Here is a 19,543-nt window from a genome sequence, read left to right as displayed (position 1 = left end):
GCGGTCACCCGGGGTTCGACACCCCGCGTTCACAGCTCGTGGTCGTCGAAGGCCAGCCGGGCGGGCTGCAACGCCTCGAACACCTGCCGGTGCAGGCCGCCGAGCGCGGCCAGCTCGCCGTCGGGGGACTCCAGGGCGGCGTTCACCGCGCGGGCGCGCTCCCGGCCCTCCTCGGTGATGTACACGTAGGTCGCCCGCCGGTCGCGCGGATGCGGCGTCCGCGTCACCAGGCCCGCCGCCTCCAGCTGGTCCGCCGTCAGCTTCACCGACGTGGGGTGCATCATCAGGATCCGGCCGAGCGTGCTGAGCCGCGCCCGGCCCTCGGCGGTCAGCGCGAGCGTGGTGAGCAGGAAGTACCCCGTGCGGCCGAGACCGTGCCGCTTCACCTCGTTCTCCAGCGCCTTGGTGACCAGGCTGTGGAGGCGGCCGAGCGAGCAGATGGCCATGAACGGCCAGGGCTCGCCGGGCATCCCCTGGTCGCCCCAGCGGTCGCGGATCCCGGTCACCAGAGGGTCCACCGGAGGGTTGACGGCGCGTTGCGCACCCTGTTCGATCTCGGTCTGCACCGGGTGATCGTATCTTCCGACAAATGCAGATGTAAGTACTCGCTTCTTAGAACAACTTCCAATAGAGTGCTCCAGATCACAGGTGGTGCCGGCGTGTTCCCCGAACGCCGCCGGGACCACTGTGATCCCGGATCCTCCGACGGGCGCCCCCCGCGCGCCGGAGATCCGGAGCATCGGATGGGCGCCGACGTCCGAGAAGCGAAGGAGGCTGGAATGACCCGTGCCCCTGCCCCCGAGGGGGAGGTCTCCGGCTGATGGCCCTGAGCCTTCAGGGAACCCTGTCCAAAGCCCCCGACCTGGCCAGACGCCGCGCCGAGAAGGCACTGGACGAGACCGGGCTGCTGTGCGTGACCCTCCTGGAGGGCCTGCGCCGCACCTGGGACGTGCGCCAGTGGTGGGGCGAGTTCATCGAGCAGTGCTGGTTCCTGGCCCGCGTCACCAGCATCCCGGTCATGCTGATCGCCGTCCCGCTCGGCGCGACCATCTCCCTCCAGGTCGGCGACATCGCCCGGCAGCTCGGCGCGCAGTCGGGCACCGGAGCCCTGCTGGTCGCCGCCATGATCCAGCAGGTCGCGCCGCTGGCGGCGGCCCTGCTGGTCTCGGGCGTCGGCGGCTCGGCCATCACCTCCGACATGGGCGCCCGCAACATCCGCGACGAACTCGCGGCCATGGAGGTCATGGGCATCAACCCCATCCACCGCCTGGTCACCCCCAGGCTGTGGGCGGCCAGCACCGTCTCCGCCCTGCTGTGCTCGGTGGTCATCCTGGCGGGCGTCCTGGGCGGCTACTACTTCAACGTCATCCAGCAGGGCGTCAGCCCCGGCGCGTTCTTCGACGGGGCCACCACCCTGCTCCAGTTCTCCGACCTGCTCATCACCCTGTTCAAGGCGTGGATGTTCGGGTTCATCGCCGCCGCCGTCGCCTGCTACATGGGCATGAACTGCGACTACGGGCCGGTCGGCGTGGGCCGCGCGGTCAACCAGGCGGTCGTGGTCACCTCGATCGTGGTCTTCCTGACCAACTACGTGATCACGATGCTCTACCAGGTTCTCGTCCCCCCGAGGTTTTGATGGTCGCCATTTCCCCCGTACGCAGGTTCGGGCGGGCGGTGCGGACCCGAACGGCCGGCCTGGCCGCCTCCGCCGACCTCCCGGTCTTCCTCGGCCGGGTGCTGTACCACCTGCTGTTCGACATCATCCTGCGCCGCAAGTACGGCAAGACCCTGCTCAAACAGGTCTCCGACATCACCGTCGGCGTCGGCGCCCTGGTCATCGGCGGCGGCATGATCTTCGTGATCGCGACCATGTCGCTGGCCACCGGCGCCATGGTCGGCCTCCAGGGCTACCCCGGCCTGGAACGCATCGGCGCCGAGGCGTTCACCGGCCTGGTCGCCTCCTACTCCAACGTCCGCGAGGTCACCCCCATCATCGCGGGCGTCGCCCTGGTCGCCCAGGTCGGCACCGGCTTCACCGCCGAGATCGGCGCCATGCGCATCTCCGAGGAGATCGACGCCCTGGAGGTCATGGGCATCAACTCCCTGGCCTACCTGGTGTGCACCCGCGTCGCCGCCGGCGTCATCGCCCTGGTGCCGCTGTACCTGGTGTCACTGTTCATGGCGTTCTTCGCGACCCGGTTCATCTCCATCGAGTACTACGGCCTGTCGCCCGGCATCTACGACTACTACTTCCACCTGTACCTGCCGCCCATCGACGTGTTCTACAGCGTCATCAAGGTCGCGGTGTTCGCGTTCATCATCATGTTCGTCCACTGCTACCGCGGCTACTACGCGGCGGGCGGCCCCGTCGGCGTCGGCGTCGCCGCCGGCCGGGCCATCCGCGAGTCCACCATCCTGATGATCCTGATGAACCTGGTCCTGTCGTACGTCTTCTGGGGTCACGGCAGCACAGTGAGGTTGACCGGTTGACTTCCTCCGCCTCGCAAGCAAGGGGACTCCCGCCGCTCACGCCGCAGGGTTTCCTGCTTCACCGCCGACCGCCCCGCTCGGGAGGACTCCCGTTGAGGTCTTACACCGGCTCCACAGGCCGACACCGCCAGCCCGGCGGCCAGGATGTTGCGGGCGGCGTTCACGTCACGGTCGTGGACCGCGCCGCAGCCGCATCTCCAGACGCGTACGTCCAGGGACATCTCGCCACGCAGCGCGCCGCAGACCGAGCACAGCCTGGACGAGGGAAGGAAACGGTCGACGACGACCACTTCGCGCCCGTACCAGGCGGCCTTGTACTCCAGCATGGAGCGCGCCTCGCGCCAGGCCGCGTCGGAGACGCCGCGAGCCAGACGCCTGTTCCTGACCATGTTGCGCACGGCCAGGTCCTCGACCGCGATCGTTTGGTTCTCACGAACGAGCCGAGTGGTCAGTTTGTGCAGGAAGTCCCGCCGCCGGTCGGCGATCCGGGCATGGACGCGGGCGACCCTCAGCGCGGCCCTGCGCCGGTTGGCCGACCCCCGCGTCCTGCGCGTCAGCTCCCGCTGCGCCCTGGCCAGCCGCGTCCGGTCCCTCCGTTCATGCCGGGGATTGAGGATCTTCTCCCCGGTCGACAGGGTCACCAGACGGTCCAGGCCGAGGTCGACGCCGACCGCCGTGCCGGTCACCGGGAACGGCCGGACGCCGGGGTCCTCGCACACCAGCGACACGAACCAGCGTCCCGCACGGTCCCGGGAGACCGTCACGGTGGACGGCGCGGCCCCGTCAGGCAGAGGCCGCGACCACACGATGTCCAACGGCCGGTCCATCTTGGCCAGCGTCAGCCGGCCGTCCCGGTAGCGGAACGCCGAGGCGGTGTATTCGGCCGAGGCGCGGGACCTGCGCTTGGACTTGAACCGCGGGTGGCGGGCGCGTCCGGCGAAGAAGTTGGTGAAAGCGGCCTGCAGATGGCGCAGCGTCTGCTGCAGCGGAACCGAGGACACCTCGTTGAGGTAGGCCAGTTCGTCGGTCCTCTTCCAGGCGGTCAGCATCGCCGAGGTGGCGTTGTAGCCGATCCGTTCGCGGTGCCGGGACCATGCTTCGGCGCGGACGGCCAGCGCCAGGTTGTAGACCTTGCGCACGCATCCGAACGTCCGCACCAGCTCGGCCGCCTGCGCGGGCGTCGGATGGAAGCGGTACTTGAACGCCCTCTTCACGACAGCAGAGGTCACGCCCCACAAACTAGGCGTGATCGTGTGAGCGCAACGGGTGAACGCCGAATCTCCCTTCCTCCGCCTTCGGGCGGAAGTCTCCTCGGAGGTATCCGATGAGCGACGAACCCCTCTCCTCGCGTTCTCGTGTGATGTTCGGGCTGGTCGGTGCCGGGGTCATCGTCGGGGCGGCCACGGTGGTGGCGCTCGGCGCGACGCCCGACACGGCGGGGTCCACCTACTACCGGGCCGCGTTCTCCCGGGCCGGGCAGGGGCTGGACCCCGGCAAGTCCGACGTGAAGATCCGGGGCATCACCGTCGGCACCGTCGACCGGGTCGCGCTCGGCCGGGACGGGAGGGTCGAGGTGCGGCTGCGGCTGGACCGGGGGGTGAGGGTGCCCACCACGACCGCCGCGCGGATCGAGCCGCTGTCGGTGTTCGGGCCCAAGGACCTGGTGCTGGACCTGGGGCGGAACGAGCTGAGCGGGCCCTTCCTGCCCGCCGGCGGGCGGATCGCCCAGACCCGGGACCCGCAGGAGCTGTCGGAGACCGCCTGGCCCACCTACCGGCTCACCCGGGCGATCAACCCCGACGAGCTGGCGACCGTGCTGCGGACGTTCGCGGCCGGGCTGAACGGGCAGGGGCCCGCGCTGCGCCGCACCATCGACAACGGCTCCAAGGTCATCGACGCCACGCACGCCAGGCGCGCCGTCATCAGCCGGCTCATCAGCGACGTGTCGGGGATCTCGGGGACGCTGGGTTCGCGCGGTGACACCTGGACGCGGTTCACCGGTGACTTCAACCAGGTCGGTCCCGTTGTTTACGAGCGTCCCGACAAGGTGCAGCAACTGCTGGCCGAGGGCGGGGACCTGGCCGACACGGTCGGCGGCACGCTGCGGCGCCGGGGCCGTGACCTGGGCGAGCTCGTCGACGACGCCGGGGACGTGGCGTCGGTGCTGGCGCAGGAGCGGCGGCACATCCCGACGCTGCTGGACACCCTCAACGGCTTCTTCAACCTGCTGTCGCAGATCATCCGCGTGCCCGGCCCGAACGGGACGCTGCTCGCGCAGGCGGTCGACACGCTGCCGCTGGACATCTGCCAGACGCTGGTCGACATCTGCCCGACGCGGCCGACCCGGACGGCCTTCGACCAGAAGGTGAAGGGCGGGCCGACGATGGTGGTGCGGCCATGACCGGACGTCTCCGCGGCCGTCCGGGCCGCGGGCCGCAGTACGCGGTGACCGCCAAGTTCGGCGCGTTCGTGCTGCTGACGGGGGTGCTGACGTTCTTCATCGGGCAGCAGATCCTGGCCACCAGCTTCAACGCGCGCTACAAGATCACCGCCATCTTCGACGATGTCACCGGGCTGCTGGAGAACGATGTCGTCAAGATCGCCGGAACGCCGGTCGGGCAGGTCACCTCGATCCGGGTGAGGCAGGGCAAGGCCGTGGTCGGCATGGAGATCGACCGGGAGGTCCGCGTTCCCGCCGACTCCACCGCGGCGGTCCGCTGGCGCAACGTCGTCGGCCAGCGCGTCGTCTACCTGGAGCCCGGCCAGAGCCCTACGAAGCTCGCGCCCGGCTCGCGCGTCCCGCACACCCGCTCGGTGGTGGACCTCGGCGAGGTCGTCAACGCGCTCGGCCCGCTCACCCGCAACCTGGACCCCAACCAGCTCAACAAGATCCTGTTCTCGCTGTCCCAGGCGCTGGAGGGCAACGAGGACAACATCAACGTGATGGTCCGGAACCTGGACGTGCTGCTGCGCACCTTCGAGGCCCGCCGGGGCACGATCCGGGACATGATCAAGAACTACGAGGTCGTCAGCGGGGCCGTCGCCACCCGCGACCGGCAGATCGCCGCCAGCGTCGACAACCTCGCCGAGCTGTCGAAGGTGTTCGCCGACAACCACAGGCTGCTGGAGGACGCGGTCGTGGAGGTCGCGGGCGTCACCACCAACCTCAACCAGGTGCTCGGCGGCAACGACGAGCAGCTCGCCCGCATCATCGACAACCTCGGCGAGTTCTCCGAGACCTTCCGCCTCAACGTGGACCAGCTGGAGCGCATGGTGCGGAACCTGCCGGTGACGCTGCGGCAGCTCTTCGCGGCGGGCAACGGCGGCAACTTCCTGCGCACCAACGTGGTCTGCCTCAACATCCAGCAGGGCCCGTGCCCGTTCCCGATGCGGCTGCCCCCGCAGTCGGGCCGCACCGCCCCGGAGAACGCGCCCAAGCCCGACGAGCTGGAAAAGCTCCGGCGGATGCTGCAAGGGGGGAGCTGATGGCGCTCAAGTCGCTGCGCGACGTCAACCACCGCGTCGTCGCGGTCGTCTTCCTGAGCCTGCTCGCCGCGACGTGCGTGTTCGCGTTCGCGATCGGGCAGCTGCACCTGCTGGACCGCGGCTACACCGTCACCGCCGAGTTCTCCGACACCGCCGGGCTGAAGGCGGGCCAGGACGTGCGGGTCGCGGGCGTCAAGTCCGGGCGCGTCACCTCCGTCGAACCCGACTTCGCCCGCGGCCGGATCCTGGTGAAGATGCATGTCAACGCGGGTATCGACCTCGGCGTCGACACCCGCGCCGAGATCCAGACCACGACGCTGCTGGGCGGCCGCTACGTGCGGCTGTCGGGTCCGGTCGCCCGCCCCTACCTGGCGACGCTGCCCGACCCGCGGCGGCGCATCCCGCTCAACCGCACCAGCGTGCCGTTCACGGTGCCCGACGCGCTGGAGGGCGCGCAGAACATCGTCGGCAAGCTCGACCAGAGGAGCATCGACAAGCTGCTCACCGAGGTCGGGAGGATCGAGTCGCCGAGCGCGGCCAAGCTCAAGGAGATCCTGACGAACGTGCAGCGGGTGTCCCGCACGCTCAACGACTCCGCCCCCGAGATCGAGAAGCTGATCGAGAACAGCAGGTCGATCACCGGGACGCTGGCCGCCAAGGACCGGAAGCTCACCCAGATCATCAACTCCTCGCAGGTGCTGCTGGACACGCTGGTGCGGCGGCGCAACGAGCTGGCCGCCACCATCGGCCAGGGCAGCCGCACCGTGCGCACCCTGTCCAACGTCATCGCCCGCAACGAGCGCGAGCTGAACCGGCTGCTGGACAACCTGCACCTGCTGACCACCCGGCTGGCGCCCAACATGGACGCCCTCAACACCGACTTCTCGCTGCTCGGCCCGACGTTCAGCCGCGTCGCCGCCGTGCGCGGCAACGGCCGGTGGGTGGAGGGCGTCATCACCGGCCTCGGCCCGCTCCAGCCGACCGGGCCGATCTCCAGCGGATGGCCGCCCGCCGACTCCGGCGGCAACCGGCCGGCGTCCGACCGGCGAGGGGGAGGCAACTGATGAGGATGGTCGCGAGACGCCCCCGGCTGGCGGCGGTGGCGCTGGCCGGGGCGCTGCTGGCGTCGCTCGGCGGCTGCGCCCTGGTCGGCGGCGACGGCCTCGGCCAGCGCCGCATGACGGTGTACGTGCCGAAGGCCCGCTCCTTCTACAAGGAGTCCAAGGTCAAGGTGATGGGCGCCGACGTCGGGCTGGTCGACGAGGTCGTCAACATGGGCGACCGCATCAAGGTGACGTTCCACATCGACCGGGACGTGCCGCTGCCCCGGGGCGTGCAGGCGTCGATCGTGCCGCTCAACCTGGTCGGCGAGCGCAACCTGGTGCTGCACCCGGCGTGGCGGCCCGGCGAGCCGAAGGAGACGGGCAACGTCATCCCGATCGAGCGCACCCACGTCCCGGTCGAGGTGGACGACGCGCTGTCGTCGTTCACGAACCTGGCCAACGCGCTGGACCCGACCAAGATGCAGAAGGCGCTCGGCGACGCCGCCGACTCCTTCAACGGCAACGGCAAGGCGTTCAACGCCACCCTGGAGGAGTCGGGCCGCCTGGTGGAGAACATCGCCGGGCAGGACAAGGAGCTCATCGAGGTCGCCCGCAACCTCGACCGGCTCGCCGGGGTGGTGCGGGGCCGCGAGCAGGTCCTCGGCCAGATGATCCGCAACTTCGGCGAGGCCACCCGCGTGCTCAGCGCCGAACGCGGCGAGCTCCAGGAGCTGGTGCGCGGCATCGTCGACCTGTCGCGGCACGGCGACAGGCTGCTGGACAAGTACAAGGGACAGCTCCCCTACGACCTGGCGGTGCTCACCAAGACCGCGCTGGTGCTGAAGGGCAACGCCCAGTCGCTCGCGCAGCTCCTGCGGGCGCTGCCGGGCATCAACGAGGCCCTCATCAACGGCTACAACCCGCGGAACAAGTCGCTGCAGATCCGCTTCGCCACCGACAACTTCCTGCGGACCTGGCTGCGGACGATCCTCAACCGGGAGTACGTGCCCTGCCCGCTGCCCAGGCCGAACTCCAACTGCCCCTGGATGGAACGCGAGGGCGCCGGCCAGAACGGAGGCCGTCCATGAGACATCTGGCGAGAGGGGTCGCGGTCGCGGTGACGCTGTCGCTGACGGCGACGGTCACCGCCTGCTCGTTCCGCACCGCCGGGGGCGACCGCGGCGAGCTGACGCTGACCGCGACGTTCGACGACGCGCAGGGCCTGGTCGCCGGGCACAGCGTCAAGATGTCCGACGTCAACGTCGGCAGCGTCACCAAGGTCGAGCTGGCCGAGGGGTACCGGGCCCGGACCACCCTGTCGATCAAGGACGGGATCCGGCTGCCGCAGGGCACCAGCGCCGAGATCAGGGTGACGTCGCTGCTGGGCGAGAACTACGTGGACCTGGCCCTGCCGCCGGGCGGCAGCATGGACCGGGGACCGTTCCTGACCAAGGGCGCGGCGATCCGGCAGACGAGCGTGCAGCCCGCGTTCGAGCAGGTCGTCGGGCAGGCCGGCCCGCTGCTCAAGGCGCTGGCCGGCAACGACGTCGCCACCGTCGTCAACGCCGGGGCCACCGCCCTGGACGGCAACGGGAAGAAGCTCAACTCCACCATCGCCAAGTCCGGCGACCTGCTGAAGATCTTCGCCGAGCAGCGGGCGGAGCTCGGCCGCGCGGTCGACGAGTTCGCCCGGTTCGGCCGCGCGCTCGCCCGGGGCGAGGACGAGCTGAGCCGGGCCCCCGGCGAGCTGGAGAAGACGACCCGGCTGCTCAACGAGAACAAGCACCGCATCCTGTCGACCGTCGACAAGCTCACCAGGATGGCCGCCGAGCTCAACGACAAGGTCCTGGAGGGCCGCGTCGCCCGCTTCCGGCGGCTGCTGCGCGACCTGGACCCGGTCCTGGCCCAGCTCGGCAACAACCGGACCCGCCTCACCAACCTGGTCAACGGGCTGGTCACGTTCGAGCAGAAACTGCCGCGCGCCAGCTACGACGGCCAGCTGCTGCTGTACCCGCTGCTGCGGATCGTCTGGCCGGACGGCACGCCGGTGATCCCGGGGCAGGGCGGCGGCGGCCAGGGCGCCGGGCAGCCCAAGAAGACCGGACAGCGACTCCCCGGGCGGTTGCGCGGGGCCCTGCCCGACCTGGACGACATCCTGGAGCCGCGGCGATGACCAGGCGACTCACGATCAACCTCGGCGTCTTCGCGGCGCTGGCCGTGCTGATGACGGTCTGGGCGTTCACCAGCGTCGTGCGGTTCGACTTCATCGACCGGCCCTACCGCGTCACCGTCGAGTTCGAGTCGTCACCGGGCCTGCACCCGGGCTTCGAGGTGGACTACCTGGGCGTGCGCATCGGCAAGATCGACTCGGTGCGGCTGGAGAAGTCCAAGGTGGTGGTGCGGCTCGACATCGAGCGGGGGACGCGGATCCCGGCGAACGTCACGGCCGCCGCCGCCCGCAAGTCCGCCGTCGGCGAGCCGGTCGTCGAGATCACCCCCGAGCCCGGCGCGGCGCGCGGCCCGACGATGCGGCCCGGCGCCGTGATCCCGGTGTCGAAGACCAAGGTGCCGCCCCGCTACGGCGACCTGTTCGGCGCGGTCATCAAGACGCTCAAGGCCATCGACCCCAACGACGCCCGGGTCCTCACCCACGAGCTCGCCGAGGGCTGGTCGGGCCGCGAGGGCTCGCTGCGGCAGATCATCCAGGGCGGTGACCAGCTCACCCAGACGTTCGCCGACAACACCGAGCTGCTCGACGGCCTCACCTCCGACCTCGGCCGGATCGCGAGCGTGCTCAACGCCAACCGCGGCGACCTCGGCGCGGGCATCGACAACCTCGCCGCCCTCACCGGCGCCCTGCGGCAGGTGCGCGGCGAGCTGAAGGTGCTGCGCGACGACGGCCCCGAACTGCTCAGCACCGTCAACAGGCTGCTGGACAAGACCGGCCCCGACTTCGAGTGCGCCGTCGGGTCGCTGGCCGACCTCGGCATCACCCGCTACAACCCCGACGCCCTCGCCGACCTGCGCCGCACGCTGCGGCTGTCGCCGTCGCTGAAGGTCGTGCTGGACAACGTGATCGGCCAGGACCAGGGCAAGCCGGTGCTGAACGTGGTCTTCCTGGTCACGCTCCGCAAGCAGGCGACGCTGGAGTTCAAGCACCCGCTGCCGCAGCCGGCGGTCAACCCGATGCTGCGCTGCCCGGGCGGCCGGGACCCGATCACCACCAGGCAGGCGTCGTACCAGGGCAAGAACCCCGGTGACACGAGGCCCGCCCACGACCCGGCCCACAACAAGCCCAACCCGCCCGGCACCGTGCCCGATCCGCTGGCGGCGCGCAAGGCCGCGGAGAACGCGCGCGACTCTTCTGCCGGACCCCCGGTTTGGCTAGTGTACGTTCCCCCGGTCCTGGCCCTGATGGTGCTGATCAGGGTGATGGCGGGCTCGGTGCCCGTGCTCTCGCGCCTGCCCCGCCCGCGTTCGCGCCGCCGGCGCGAGGACTGATCCCCAACCCCCGGAGGAGTACCCGAAGTGACAGCCAGGACCCCCAAGGACGTCACCGAGGACGCCGAGGAGGCGCCGGCCGCGGAGGTCGAGGCCCCCGGCGAGGACGCGGCGGGCGGGGAGGCGTCCCGCCCGGCCAGGCGCAAGCGCCGGGTGCGGGTGATCGAGGTCATCGACGACGACGATGACGACCTCGACCTGGACGACGTGCTGAAGTCGGTCGAGGAGGAGGAGCGGCGCGAGCCCAGGCCGAAGCCCAAGCCCGCCGCCCGGCCGCGCCCGAAGCCGGCCGAGCCGGTCGAGGCGGACACCGACGACGACTCCGAGGACTCCGAGGACTCCGAGGACGCCGAGTCCGCGGCTCCCCGCGGGAAGAAGGCGCGTCCCGCGCCGGTCAACGTGGACGCGGCCCCGGCGGGGTCGGCGTTCGGCATGACCCGCACCGCCGCGGTCGTGACGGTCGTGCTGGTCGCGGCGCTGGCGAGCCTGGCGATCTGGCAGTGGACCAGCGCGTCGTCCCTGTCGTCGGCCGAGCAGGACCGCAGGTCCGTCGAGAAGGTCGCCGCCGCCTACGGCAACGCCGCCCTCAACTACAACGCCGCCAACTACCAGTCCCAGATGGACAAGGCCCAGAAGCTCATGGCGGGCGACCTGCTGGACAACTTCAAGCAGTGCACGCTGCCGAACCTGGGCAACACGTTCAAGGAGCAGCCCGAGCTGGCGCTGACGTCGAAGACGGCGCAGACGTTCGTGGGCAGCGTGGACGAGCGGTTCGCCACCGCGACCGTGTCGGTGGACGTGACCGTGCGCAGCAAGACCCTCAACACCGACGTTCCGGCCAACCTGATCCGGCTGTCGCTGTCGAAGGTCGGCGGCGACTGGAAGGTCACCCAGCAGTTCGCCTCCGGCAACAACCAGCAGAAGCGCGGCTGCGACGACGGCGGGCTGGCCGTTCCGGGCGGCGGCACCGGCACCGACAAGGGCAAGGAGAAGGACACCAAGCCCAAGAACTGACGGCCCGGACCGTGCGCGCCCCACCCGGTGGACGCCGGATGGGGCGCGCTGTGCTGTGCTGGGGGCCGGGACTTTCGGGTTCGGGAGGGAAGGACGGGCGTGGATCCTCTGGTCGGGGAGTTCGGGACGTTGCTGGGCGCGGCGGCGGCGCTGGAGAGGATCGCGGGCCGCGAGCTGGAACGGCGGTGCGGGATCCGGCACGCGGTGTTCGAGGCGCTGCTGCGGCTGAAGGACGGGCCGGTGTCGATGGGGGACCTGGCGGCGTCGCTGATCCTGACCAGCGGCGGGGCGACCCGGCTGATCGACCGGATGGAGACGGCGGACCTGGTGACGCGGCACGCGGCCGAGGGGGACCGGCGCCGCCAGATCGTGCGCCTGACGGAGGCGGGCGAGGCGAGGCTGGCCGAGGCGCTGACCGTGCACGCCGAGACGCTGCGCCGCCACTTCGCGGCCCCGCTGAAGGAGGACGAGCTGCGCGCGATGGTCGAGTCCCTGCGCACCCTGCGCGCCCACGCCCGCGAGGAGCTGGGCTCACTGCGCTGACCCGGGATCTGTCGGCGGCCGCCTCTAGGCTCCCGATGATCAATTGGGAGGAGCGGTGATGAACGATCCCCTGTCGGCGGCGGCATGGCTGCTGGAACGCTGGCTGCCCGGCGTCCGGGCGGAGATCGTGCGCGATGAGGCGCCGCGCGCGCTCGACGAGGACTGGGCGGGGACGCCGCCGTCGCCGGAGCGGGTGGCCCGGTACGGGGCGTTCGGCGGGACCCGTCATCCGGTGGCCGTCGAGCGCTTTCCGATCGAGGAGGACCTGATGTTCGGCGCGCAGCGCGCCGAAGCCGGGTTCCCCGACGAGAGCGCCGAGCAGGCGCTGGGGTTCCTGACCCCGGTACTGGAGGACGAGGTCCACCTGCTGGTGCGCGCGCGGGAGGGGCACACCGCGCGGCTGGCGCTGTCGCCCGGCGGGCCCGCGCCGGACGACCTGGACACGCGCGTCTCCTGCCTGACCACGTTGCTCAGCGAGTTCCTCTACATGAACAACAACAACCAGGTGGACTTCGAGGTGGGCTTCCGGGAGCCCGGAGAGCCGGTCGAGATCGACGACGGTTTCTGAGCGCGCCGGGGACGCGCGGGGCGCCGCCACCGGGCCCCGCGCGTACCGGGGCCTGTTCCAGAGTGGGCCCCAGCCGCGCACGACCTGGTGAGAAGCGGGCCCCCGGGCGGGCGCCGTGGGCCGGGGCTTTGGAACACGGCCTACAGGTAGCGGGCGGCGGCGGCCTCGGCGGGGGCGTCGGCGCCGGTCACGCCGTCGGGGCCCTTGGGAACGCCGTCGTCGATGTCGGCCGGGCAGTTGATGGTGACGCGGTGCATCTTGCGGCGCTGGGTGTAGTCGGCGACCGCGTAGTGCTGGGTCGGGCGGTTGTCCCAGAACGCCAGCGTGCCGACCCGCCACTTCAGCCGCACCTGGAACTGCGGGTCGCGGACCGCGTCGAACAGCAGCGGCAGGATCGCCTCGTTCTCCCGGCGGGACAGGCCGATGAGGCGGGTGACCGAGGAGCGGTTCACGTAGAGGGCCTTGCGGCCGGTCTCGGGATGGACGCGGACGACCGGGTGGACGACCGGCGGGTTCTTCTCCTGCATCGCGCGCAGGTCCATCCGGTGGCCCTTGTCGATGGCCTTGGTGACCGACATGGTCAGGTCGTGCTCGGCGTACAGCTCGTCGCAGAGCCGCCGGAGCCAGGGCGCGAGCGAGTCGTAGGCCATGTACATGTTGGCCCAGAGGGTGTCGCCGCCGACCTCGGGGAGGATGACCGCGCGCAGCAGCGACCCCATCGGCGGGGTCTTCATGAATGTGTTGTCGCTGTGCCACTGGTCGCCGCCCTCGCCCTTGGGGTCGGTCTGGTCCAGCACGTGCACGGCGCTGCCGGAGGTGTCCATCGGCGGCAGGTTGGCGGTGCCGAACTGCTTGGCGAACGCCACGTGCTCCTCGTCGGTGATGTGCTGGTCGCGGAAGAACAGCACCATGTGCGTGAGCAGGCCGTCGCGGATCTGCTGGACCTGCTCCCCGTCGAGGGGCTTGCTGATGTCGACGCCGGTGACCTCGGCACCGATGTTCCGGGTCATGGGGTGGAATTCGATCATGTCCGGGGGCCTCCATCGGAGTACTGGCCAAGCAATCGCTAGGTTGACTGTATCCGATGGAGGTGGACACCTGTCCAGACCCGCCCCGGGCCGTATGCGGTTGTGCGCGCCGGACGAGCCTCAGCGCGAGTAGTGCTCGACGACGAGCTGCTCGTCGCAGATCACCGGGATCTCGCTGCGCTCGGGCAGCCGCGTGAACTGCGCGACCAGCGCCTCGTGCCGCACGTCCAGGTAGCCCGGGACGTTCTCGGTGTGGGCCCCGGTGGCGGCGACCTGGAACGGCGTCATCTGGCGGCTGCGCTCGGCGACCTGGATCACGTCGCCCGGGCGCAGGCGGAAGGAGGGCCGGTCGACGCGCTTGCCGTTCACCAGGATGTGGCGGTGCACGACGAACTGGCGGGCCTGGTAGATCGTGCGGGCGAACCCGGCGCGCAGCACCAGCGCGTCGAGCCGGCGCTCCAGGTCCACGATCAGGGCCTCGCCGGTCTTGGCGCCCTTGACCTTGGCGGCCTTGGCGAAGGCGTTGCGCAGCTGGGTCTCGCGGATGTTGTACTGCGCGCGCAGCCGCTGCTTCTCGCGCAGCCGGACCTTGTAGTCGGACTCGTTCTTGCGGGCGCGGCCGTGCACGCCCGGCGGGTAGGGCCGGGCCTCGAAGTACTTCACGCTCTTGGGCGTCAGCGGGATGCCGAGCGCTCGGGACAGTCGGACCTTGGGGCGGGAGTTGTTCAAAACGCACCTCGCTGTGGTTAGGTAAGGCTTAGTTAGGTTAGCCTAACCTACAACGTCAAGGAGGGTGGATGATGAGCGAGGGCACCACGGGACGGCCCACCGCGGCGGAGCGGGCGCGCACGTTGGCCTACGGGGTGGCGGACGGCGTCCTGGTCGCGCCGGGCGTCCCGTACGCGCCGGTCTCCGCCCACATCACCGACGAGAACGGCCGCCCCCTGCTCCTCATGCCCGCCGGTTCCCCGGTCGTGGCGGCGCTGGCGGGCGAGCCGGACCTGCCCGCCACGCTGCGGCTGAGCGACGTCGCCCCGGTGGCGCTGCCGGACCGGGTGCGGGGCCGGGCGTGGCTGCACGGCTGGCTGACGGAGGTCCCGGAGTCCGAACGCCGCGCGGCGGCCCTCCGCCTGTCGCGCCTGCACCCGCGCTCCGAACTGCTGGACCTGGGCGAGGAGTGGACCCTCCTGGCCCTGGAGGTCGCGGAGGTGGAGATCGAGGACCCGTGGGGGACGGCGACCCTGGAGCCGGAGGAGTACGCGGCGGGGGCGCCCGACCCGTTCACGGCGGTGGAGGCGGGCGTCCTGACCCACCTGGACGGCGCCCACCGGGACGAGCTCCACCTCCTGCTGAAGAACCTGGGCCACTTCCCGTCGGAGACGACGGTGGTCCGCCCCCTGGCGCTGGACCGGTACGGGATGTGGCTGCACATCACCGTCCCCGGCACGGAGGACCCGGGCCCGTTCGCGCTGCGGGTGGCGTTCGCCGAGCCGGTGGACGACATGGACGGCCTGCGCTGCGTCTACCGGCGGCTGTTCGCCGGCGCGACGCGTTCCTGACGCGGCCCGGCGCCGATCAGCGCGCACGAGGCCGCCGCGACCTGGACGGCCGCGGCGACCGCCAGCGCTCCGGGGAGCGACCAGGCGGCGAGCGGCCCGGCGGCCCCCGCCCCGACCGCGTAACCGGTGATCTTCAGGCTGGCGCCGGTGGTGAAGACCTGGCCCCGCAGGCGTTCCGGGGCCTCCCGGTGCCTGACCGCGAACAGCGCGGTCAGCTGGGGCCCCTCGCCCGCCCCGGCCACGAGCGCCGCCACCGCGACCAGCGCCGGTCGTTCCGTGGCGGCCAGCAGGAGCGCGACGGCCAGCACCAGGGCGCTGCCCCACACGACGGTGTCCGGGCGCAGCAGCCCGGGACGGCGCGCGAGGACGGCGTTGGCCGCGAGCGCCGCGGCGGCGACACCCGACAGCAGCAGTGCCCCGCGGTCGGCCGAGCCGAAGACGCGCGCCCCGAGCAGCGGAGCGCAGGCGAGCAGGACGCCCTGCCCCACGCAGGAGACCACGGAGACCGCCGTCGCGGCGGCCAGCGCCCGGACGCGGACGATGGCCCCCACCCCGGCGGCCAGGTCCCGCCCGAAGGACCGGACGGCCCGTCCCCCGGCGGGCGGCGTCCGCGTCGCGGGGAGCGTCCACGCGACCGGAAGGGCCGCGAGGATGAGGACGGCCGCCACGACCATCCCCGCCGGCGCGCCCGCCAGCGCCGCGATCGTTCCGGCCAGGGCGGGGCCCGCCAGTCCGGCGGCGTTGAACGTCATGGCGTCCAGCGCGTTGGCGCGGGGGAGCCGTTCCGGCCCGACGACGCGCGGCAACTGGGAGGTCCATCCCCCGGCCAGCGCGGGACCCAGCAGGCCCGCGCCGACCGCGATCGCCACGACGACGGCGAGGGGCAGACGTCCCAGGACCGCCAGGATGAGCAGGAGCGCGCCCGCGTAGACCGCGAGGGCCCAGGCCAGCAGCCTGCCCGGCCGCCTGGCCCGGTCCAGCAGCGCCCCGAAGACGGGCCCGCCGACGGCGGCGGCGACCATGAGCCCCGCCAGCAGCGTCGAAGCGGCGGTCTCCGAGCCGGTGACGGCCAGCCCGGCCAGCAGCAGCGCGGGACCCGACATCTCGTCCCCGGTCCGCGCCGCGGCCGCTCCGGCGAGGTATCCCTCCATGCGGTAACGCTTTAACATGCCCGGCACGTTACACAGGTAACGCAAAACAGCGCCAGATGCGTTACATTGCCGCCATGCCCTCTCCCGGCCGTGAATGGTCCACCCGGCACTCGGTGCAGGCCATGGCGCACCGCACCGTCGCGCTGGTCAACGCCCTGACCACCGGCGACCCGGCCCCCGCCGAGATCGCCCGGATCCTGCGGGAGCACGGCGAGGCGGACCCGGTGACCGTGACCGACGCCGAGGTCCGGGAGATGCGGGCCGCCGCGCGGACGCTGCGCGAGGTCTTCGAGGCCGCCCACGTGGACCGGGCCGCACCCGCCCTGAACGCCCTCCTCCGCCAGGCCCCCGGCCCCCTGCGTCTGACCTCCCACGACGGCACCGGCCCGTGGCACCCCCACCTGGACGGCCACGACGACGCCCCGTGGCCGGAGTGGTTCCTGACCTCCTCCGCCCTGGCCCTGACCATCCTGCTGTGGGACACCCAGCGCCCGCCCGGCGGCGTGTGCGCCTCAAGCACCTGCCAGAACGTCTTCCTGGCCACCGGCGGTGGCCCGCCCCGCCGCTACTGCTCCCGCCGCTGCGCCACCCGAGAACGGGTAGCCACCCACCGCCGCACCCACCCCTGACACCGCACCCGCCTCGCCGCCCAACCAACAGCCCATACCGCGACCATGCCGGTCGAGCGTGGCATCGCCGGGCGACCAGCAGGGGGAGCCCGCCTCCGGCCGGGAGACGGCCGAGCCCCCCTTCTGCGCCGGACTCCAGGCGGCCACCCGCCGCTGCATCTGACCACCGCGCCCGACCCGGTGCCCGGCTGGCGCTCCGCGCCGTGGCTGCGTCCGGTATCGCCTCGCGTGATGGCTGGGGTCCGTCCGCGCAAGGACCTCGCCAGCCTCTCCGGTCCGCGCCGTTCAGTGGTCCGCTGCTCCTATGCCCGGTCGGGCGGAGCCCCTGGAGCCGGACGGCTGATCGTTGTGTCGGGCGGGCCGCCGCTCGCCGGTCTCCGGCGTTCATCGGTGGGGGGTCAGGCGTTGTTCGTTCGGTTCCGTCTTCGGGTCGTTCATCGGTGGCTTGCGGCGGGGGGCGGCCGTGGGGGCGGCCAGGGCCGTGGTCAGTACCAGCAGGCCGCAGGCGGCCACCAGGGACCAGCCGGGGCGGGACGCCTCGGCCAGCCGGGCGGGGGCGGCGCCGGCGAGGAAGCCGCCCGCGGCGGCGACGCCCAGGGCCGAGCCGAGCTGGCGGGCGGTGGAGGTGATCGCCCCGGCGACCCCGGCGCGGGCCGGCGGCAGGCCGCTGACGGCGGTGTTGGTGATCGGCGCGTTCGCGAACCCGAACCCGACACCGATCAGCAGCAGGGCCGACGACAGCAGCCGGACGTCGGGGTGCGGGCCGATGCCCACGGCGCCGAGGCCGCCCGCCGCGAGGAAGGCACCGGCGAGCAGCAGGGGCGGGCGCGCGCCGAAGCGGCCGACGAGCACGCCCGAGAGCGGGGCGCACACGGTCGCGGCGATCGCCATCGGCAGCGTGACGAGCCCGACGGCCATCGGGGACATGCCCCGGGCGTGCTGGAGGTAGAGGGTGGTGAGCAGCAGCGTCGCGCCGAGGGCGACGAACACCGCGACCGCGCCCACGGCGGCGGCGAGGAACGGCGGGCGGCGGAACAGCCGGGGGTCCACCAGCGGCTCCTCCCGGCGCGCCTCCACCCCGGCGAACGCGCCCAGCGCCACCGCCACCACGGCGTAGCCGGCCACCATCGCGGGCGAGCCCCACCCGAGGTGCGGCCCCTCGATCAGCACGGCGACCGCGCCGCCGACCACGACGGCCAGCAGCAGCTGCCCCCACCCGTCGAGCCGCCGCGGCCGCTCCGCCCGCGACTCCGGCACGAACACCGCGGTCAGCACCAGCGCCGCGACCACCACCGGCACGTTGATCCAGAAGACCGAACGCCAGCCCGCCTCCGCGACGAGGACGCCGCCCACCAGCGGCCCGGCGGCCATGCTGGCGCCGAAGACCGCCGCCCACACGCCGATCGCCCGCGCCCGCCGCCGCGGCTCGGTGATCACGTTGACGACGATCGCGAGCGCCACCGGGCTGAGCATCGCCCCGCCGACGCCCTGCGCCGCGCGGGCCGCGACCAGGACGCCGGCGGTCGGCGCGAGCGCGCAGGCGACCGACGCGACGCCGAAGACGACCAGCCCGAGCCGGAACACGCGGCGCCGCCCGAACCGGTCGGCCAGCGCGCCGGACGTGATCAGCAGGCTCGCCAGCACGAGCGTGTAGGCGTCGACCGTCCACTCCAGGCCGCGGGTCCCGACGTCCAGCCCGGCGCCGATCGCGGGCAGGGCGACGTTCACGGCCGTCGTGTCCAGGCCCACCAGGAACAGGCTCAGGCAGCAGGTCGCCAGCACCGTCCAGCGTCTGTCCATCGTCACTCCTTCGCATGGTCGAGGGAGCAACACTGTCGGGCCGCCGAAACCCGCCCGGCCAGGAGATTTGCGAAGACTGCAAAAAATCCCGGGCCAGGCCAGACTGGCGGGCGTGGACGCCGAAATGGAAGAACTGCTCGCCGCCATCGGACCCCGGCTGCGCTCGCTGCGCCGCGACCGCGGCATGACCCTGGCGGCGCTGTCGGAGGCGACCGGCATCTCGGTCAGCGGCCTGTCCCGGCTCGAGTCGGGACTGCGGCGCCCCACCCTCGAACTGCTGATCCCGATCGCCCGCGCCCACCGCGTCGCGCTCGACCAGCTCATCGCCGCCCCGGCGACCGGCGACCCGCGCGTCCACCTCACCCCGCTGCGGCGCCGCGCGGGCAGCGTCCTGGTGCCGCTGACGCGGTACCCGGGCCGCCTGCGGGTCTTCAAGCAGGTGATCGCGCCCTGCCCCCGCAGGCTCGTCGCCCACGACGGTTACGAGTGGCTGTTCGTGCTGGCCGGGGAGCTGCTGCTCGTCCTCGGGGAACGCGAGATCACGCTGGGGCCCGGCGAGGTGGCCGAGTTCGACACGGCCGAGCCGCACTGGTTCGGCCCGAACGGCGACCGCCCCGTGGAGATCCTGCACATCTTCGGCCCGCAGGGCGACAAGGCCCGCGTGCGGGCACGCCCGGAGGGCCCACCCGGCCACCAGGACTAGGGCCCGTTCCGACGTGGGCCTCGCCACG

20 protein-coding genes are annotated in these 19,543 nt (G+C 72.2%); 14 read left to right on the top strand and 6 right to left on the bottom strand.

What is annotated here, in order from left to right; all coding sequences use genetic code 11:
• Positions 1-29 precede the first annotated feature (29 nt).
• Complete coding sequence (locus HNR61_RS13750) at positions 30-566, bottom strand: MarR family winged helix-turn-helix transcriptional regulator (RefSeq protein ID WP_312897898.1); 537 nt, start codon at positions 564-566, stop codon at positions 30-32.
• A gap of 254 nt (positions 567-820) precedes the next feature.
• Here HNR61_RS13750 and HNR61_RS13745 point away from each other — a divergent pair, with 254 nt between their 5' ends.
• Positions 821-1,636 carry an MlaE family ABC transporter permease gene (locus HNR61_RS13745; RefSeq protein ID WP_182843519.1) on the top strand — a complete coding sequence of 272 codons (816 nt, stop codon included), beginning with the start codon at positions 821-823 and terminating at the stop codon, positions 1,634-1,636.
• Positions 1,636-2,490 carry an ABC transporter permease gene (locus HNR61_RS13740; RefSeq protein WP_067810959.1) on the top strand — a complete coding sequence of 285 codons (855 nt, stop codon included), beginning with the start codon at positions 1,636-1,638 and terminating at the stop codon, positions 2,488-2,490. The genes HNR61_RS13745 and HNR61_RS13740 overlap by 1 nt, the downstream gene beginning before the upstream one ends.
• Here HNR61_RS13740 and HNR61_RS13735 read toward each other — a convergent pair.
• Complete coding sequence (locus tag HNR61_RS13735; RefSeq protein ID WP_312897897.1) at positions 2,460-3,719, bottom strand: RNA-guided endonuclease InsQ/TnpB family protein; 1,260 nt, start codon at positions 3,717-3,719, stop codon at positions 2,460-2,462. The genes HNR61_RS13740 and HNR61_RS13735 overlap by 31 nt on opposite strands.
• A gap of 95 nt (positions 3,720-3,814) precedes the next feature.
• Here HNR61_RS13735 and HNR61_RS13730 point away from each other — a divergent pair, with 95 nt between their 5' ends.
• The 9 genes from HNR61_RS13730 to HNR61_RS13690 all read left to right on the top strand — a co-directional run bounded on the left by HNR61_RS13730 (position 3,815) and on the right by HNR61_RS13690 (position 12,645).
• Entirely contained in the window at positions 3,815-4,891 is a 1,077-nt protein-coding gene (locus HNR61_RS13730; protein ID WP_182843518.1) for an MCE family protein, read from the top strand.
• Entirely contained in the window at positions 4,888-5,976 is a 1,089-nt protein-coding gene (locus HNR61_RS13725) for an MCE family protein (RefSeq protein ID WP_182843517.1), read from the top strand. The genes HNR61_RS13730 and HNR61_RS13725 overlap by 4 nt, the downstream gene beginning before the upstream one ends.
• On the top strand, positions 5,976-7,040 hold the full coding sequence (locus HNR61_RS13720; protein ID WP_182843516.1) for an MlaD family protein: 1,065 nt from the start codon (positions 5,976-5,978) through the stop codon (positions 7,038-7,040). Before HNR61_RS13725 ends, HNR61_RS13720 begins: the two co-directional genes overlap by 1 nt.
• On the top strand, positions 7,040-8,107 hold the full coding sequence (locus HNR61_RS13715) for an MCE family protein (RefSeq protein ID WP_246442660.1): 1,068 nt from the start codon (positions 7,040-7,042) through the stop codon (positions 8,105-8,107). The genes HNR61_RS13720 and HNR61_RS13715 overlap by 1 nt, the downstream gene beginning before the upstream one ends.
• A complete protein-coding gene (locus HNR61_RS13710) occupies positions 8,104-9,192 on the top strand; it encodes an MlaD family protein (RefSeq protein ID WP_182843515.1) in 1,089 nt (362 codons plus the stop codon). The genes HNR61_RS13715 and HNR61_RS13710 overlap by 4 nt, the downstream gene beginning before the upstream one ends.
• Entirely contained in the window at positions 9,189-10,520 is a 1,332-nt protein-coding gene (locus HNR61_RS13705; RefSeq protein ID WP_182843514.1) for an MCE family protein, read from the top strand. The genes HNR61_RS13710 and HNR61_RS13705 overlap by 4 nt, the downstream gene beginning before the upstream one ends.
• 27 nt (positions 10,521-10,547) lie before the next feature.
• Positions 10,548-11,534 carry a hypothetical protein gene (locus HNR61_RS13700; protein ID WP_182843513.1) on the top strand — a complete coding sequence of 329 codons (987 nt, stop codon included), beginning with the start codon at positions 10,548-10,550 and terminating at the stop codon, positions 11,532-11,534.
• A 99-nt stretch (positions 11,535-11,633) separates the two neighbouring features.
• On the top strand, positions 11,634-12,077 hold the full coding sequence (locus HNR61_RS13695) for a MarR family winged helix-turn-helix transcriptional regulator (RefSeq protein ID WP_182843512.1): 444 nt from the start codon (positions 11,634-11,636) through the stop codon (positions 12,075-12,077).
• Between the two features lie 58 nt (positions 12,078-12,135).
• Positions 12,136-12,645, top strand: a complete 510-nt coding sequence (locus HNR61_RS13690; protein WP_182843511.1) for a hypothetical protein — start codon at positions 12,136-12,138, stop codon at positions 12,643-12,645.
• Between the two features lie 140 nt (positions 12,646-12,785).
• Here HNR61_RS13690 and HNR61_RS13685 read toward each other — a convergent pair whose 3' ends face one another.
• Positions 12,786-13,673 (bottom strand): TauD/TfdA dioxygenase family protein, encoded by an 888-nt coding sequence (locus HNR61_RS13685; RefSeq protein ID WP_182843510.1) that lies wholly within the window; start codon positions 13,671-13,673, stop codon positions 12,786-12,788.
• A gap of 120 nt (positions 13,674-13,793) precedes the next feature.
• Positions 13,794-14,402 (bottom strand): 30S ribosomal protein S4, encoded by a 609-nt coding sequence (gene rpsD, locus HNR61_RS13680; RefSeq protein WP_182843509.1) that lies wholly within the window; start codon positions 14,400-14,402, stop codon positions 13,794-13,796.
• Between the two features lie 71 nt (positions 14,403-14,473).
• Between rpsD and HNR61_RS13675 the strand changes: the two genes are divergently transcribed.
• On the top strand, positions 14,474-15,232 hold the full coding sequence (locus HNR61_RS13675; RefSeq protein WP_246442658.1) for a DUF2470 domain-containing protein: 759 nt from the start codon (positions 14,474-14,476) through the stop codon (positions 15,230-15,232).
• On the opposite strand, the gene HNR61_RS13670 is transcribed toward HNR61_RS13675, so the two are convergent.
• Entirely contained in the window at positions 15,196-16,401 is a 1,206-nt protein-coding gene (locus HNR61_RS13670; protein WP_220509304.1) for an MFS transporter, read from the bottom strand. The two genes, HNR61_RS13675 and HNR61_RS13670, sit on opposite strands and share 37 nt — an antisense overlap.
• 56 nt (positions 16,402-16,457) lie before the next feature.
• Here HNR61_RS13670 and HNR61_RS13665 point away from each other — a divergent pair, with 56 nt between their 5' ends.
• Positions 16,458-17,012, top strand: coding sequence for a CGNR zinc finger domain-containing protein (locus HNR61_RS13665; RefSeq protein ID WP_246442657.1), 555 nt, complete (start codon positions 16,458-16,460; stop codon positions 17,010-17,012).
• A 384-nt stretch (positions 17,013-17,396) separates the two neighbouring features.
• Here the strand turns inward: HNR61_RS13665 and HNR61_RS13660 are convergent, their stop codons facing one another.
• On the bottom strand, positions 17,397-18,812 hold the full coding sequence (locus tag HNR61_RS13660) for an MFS transporter (protein ID WP_182843506.1): 1,416 nt from the start codon (positions 18,810-18,812) through the stop codon (positions 17,397-17,399).
• Between the two features lie 112 nt (positions 18,813-18,924).
• Between HNR61_RS13660 and HNR61_RS13655 the strand changes: the two genes are divergently transcribed.
• The gene (locus tag HNR61_RS13655) at positions 18,925-19,515 is read left to right on the top strand and encodes a helix-turn-helix domain-containing protein (RefSeq protein WP_312897896.1); all 591 of its coding nucleotides are present in this window, start codon (positions 18,925-18,927) and stop codon (positions 19,513-19,515) included.
• The last annotated feature ends 28 nt before the right edge of the window (positions 19,516-19,543 follow it).

This window comes from Actinomadura kijaniata (genome assembly GCF_014138665.1).
GTDB lineage: Bacteria > Actinomycetota > Actinomycetes > Streptosporangiales > Streptosporangiaceae > Spirillospora > Spirillospora kijaniata.
Note: the sequence above shows the minus strand (reverse complement) of the source record. Positions and strands in the feature narration are given on the sequence as shown.

Bases quoted from the DNA above. Each gene is read 5' to 3' on its own strand.
- HNR61_RS13745 (WP_182843519.1), top strand. From the start codon at position 821: ATGGCCCTGAGCCTTCAGGGAACCCTGTCCAAAGCCCCCGACCTGGCC.
- HNR61_RS13740 (WP_067810959.1), top strand. From the start codon at position 1,636: ATGGTCGCCATTTCCCCCGTACGCAGGTTCGGGCGGGCGGTGCGGACC.
- HNR61_RS13730 (WP_182843518.1), top strand. From the start codon at position 3,815: ATGAGCGACGAACCCCTCTCCTCGCGTTCTCGTGTGATGTTCGGGCTG.
- HNR61_RS13725 (WP_182843517.1), top strand. From the start codon at position 4,888: ATGACCGGACGTCTCCGCGGCCGTCCGGGCCGCGGGCCGCAGTACGCG.
- HNR61_RS13720 (WP_182843516.1), top strand. From the start codon at position 5,976: ATGGCGCTCAAGTCGCTGCGCGACGTCAACCACCGCGTCGTCGCGGTC.
- HNR61_RS13715 (WP_246442660.1), top strand. From the start codon at position 7,040: ATGAGGATGGTCGCGAGACGCCCCCGGCTGGCGGCGGTGGCGCTGGCC.
- HNR61_RS13710 (WP_182843515.1), top strand. From the start codon at position 8,104: ATGAGACATCTGGCGAGAGGGGTCGCGGTCGCGGTGACGCTGTCGCTG.
- HNR61_RS13705 (WP_182843514.1), top strand. From the start codon at position 9,189: ATGACCAGGCGACTCACGATCAACCTCGGCGTCTTCGCGGCGCTGGCC.
- HNR61_RS13690 (WP_182843511.1), top strand. From the start codon at position 12,136: ATGAACGATCCCCTGTCGGCGGCGGCATGGCTGCTGGAACGCTGGCTG.
- HNR61_RS13685 (WP_182843510.1), bottom strand. From the start codon at position 13,673: ATGATCGAATTCCACCCCATGACCCGGAACATCGGTGCCGAGGTCACC.
- HNR61_RS13675 (WP_246442658.1), top strand. From the start codon at position 14,474: ATGAGCGAGGGCACCACGGGACGGCCCACCGCGGCGGAGCGGGCGCGC.
- HNR61_RS13670 (WP_220509304.1), bottom strand. From the start codon at position 16,401: ATGTTAAAGCGTTACCGCATGGAGGGATACCTCGCCGGAGCGGCCGCG.
- HNR61_RS13665 (WP_246442657.1), top strand. From the start codon at position 16,458: ATGCCCTCTCCCGGCCGTGAATGGTCCACCCGGCACTCGGTGCAGGCC.
- HNR61_RS13660 (WP_182843506.1), bottom strand. From the start codon at position 18,812: ATGGACAGACGCTGGACGGTGCTGGCGACCTGCTGCCTGAGCCTGTTC.